Source organism: Luteibacter yeojuensis, assembly GCF_000964085.1.
Taxonomy (GTDB): Bacteria; Pseudomonadota; Gammaproteobacteria; order Xanthomonadales; family Rhodanobacteraceae; genus Luteibacter; species Luteibacter yeojuensis_A.
This window is the reverse complement of the sequence record NZ_JZRB01000124.1, coordinates 1-1,283: the sequence shown is the minus strand read 5'-3', so window position 1 is coordinate 1,283 and position 1,283 is coordinate 1. Positions and strand designations below refer to the sequence as shown.

Below are 1,283 nucleotides of genomic sequence, written 5' to 3'. Positions count from 1 at the left end.
GTCGACGCGGTTGATCGGGTCGCCGCCACAGTAGGCATAGCGATTGAGGCCACCGCCATCGAACGGGCTCAGCGCATCGGACGACACGAAGCGATGCATCGCCGGGCCGTAATGCCTGGTACCCAACTCGTAGCAACCGACGACGCCATCGGCGACTTCGCCGGCGTAAGCAAGCCGCGGATAATCAGGCAGCGAATGGCTGGATGCGGACATTTTGCGGTACGGCTCCATGGACCGGATCGTCTCGATCAGAAAATCACGTGCAGATGGCTCGCGATAGCCGGCGGCGGATCGTAACCTAAGGTGCGGGCGAGAAATTCGTCAATAATGCCAAAGCACTCGGGATGCACATGCGAACCGGGACGTTTGAACATCTGCGTTGCCTGCGCGGCATCCACGAGGATGTCGAATTGACCACGCCCGTTCAGCGTCGAAGCGTTCAGGTCCGAAAACATCTTGCGTTGCCTGGCGAGCACATCGCCAGGAACATCTCCGATGCGAACGATTCGACCTCCCACGTTGGACCAGTTCAATCCCGAAGGTTTACCGTGCTTCGCCCCGTAGAAGAATATCGGCCCTGTTGGGTGCTCGGACGCGACCCGGCCCAGCATCATCCGCTGATCTGATATGGTTGTCGGCATATCCGTTCCATAGTGCACCGCACGCGTCCCATTTCCTGCCCGGTACAGCTTCGTTCGCAGCCTTACCGACGAACCGGATGCATCGCCCATGTGCACATCGAAGCGGGACGCATCAATCGTGTAAGCGCTGGCATGGTAAGTCGTCGGCGGCCTAACCCCGCGCCTCGCCAACGTTTGTGGAACGTCGAAGATCTCACCCATGGGTGCAATCGCTTCGTGCAGCCTTCGCCCGTGCCCACCTGTTTCTGACGTGAGCGCGTCGCCAAAGGTGGCCAGCGCCTTGCGGCCTACACCGCCGCTGGCCAGTTTAGTCGCCGCCCTTGCGGCTCCAGCCGAGGCGAAGCCAGCACCGATGGCAATCCAGCCGAAAATCGATCCCGCCTCCGTATCACCGACAGCCAGTGATGCAACCGAGCCAAGCTCCGCCGTCGTAGCGATGATGTCCGCTAAAGCCGCCGCAGCTGCCGTCGCTCCTGACGAGGTCGTCATGATTGACAACGTCGTACCAGCCCCCGCGATGACGCCGGCAAACGTACCTGCCGACCCGACCGTGGCCGCGATCGCTGCGATAAGGCCGATACCCGCGAGCAGCCAGTCCCACCACGCTTCGCCAGAGGGGTCGACGCGGTTGATCGGGTCGCC

Annotated in this window: 2 protein-coding genes; both read right to left on the bottom strand. The window is 61.8% G+C overall.

The annotated features are described in order from the left end of the window. Positions 1-213, bottom strand: a 213-nt coding sequence (locus tag VI08_RS20520) for an RHS repeat-associated core domain-containing protein (protein WP_198149018.1), incomplete at its 3' end; no start/stop codon positions are given. Positions 214-248: 35 nt separating this feature from the next. After that, positions 249-1,283, bottom strand: a 1,035-nt coding sequence (locus VI08_RS22130) for a hypothetical protein (RefSeq protein ID WP_045831505.1), incomplete at its 5' end; no start/stop codon positions are given.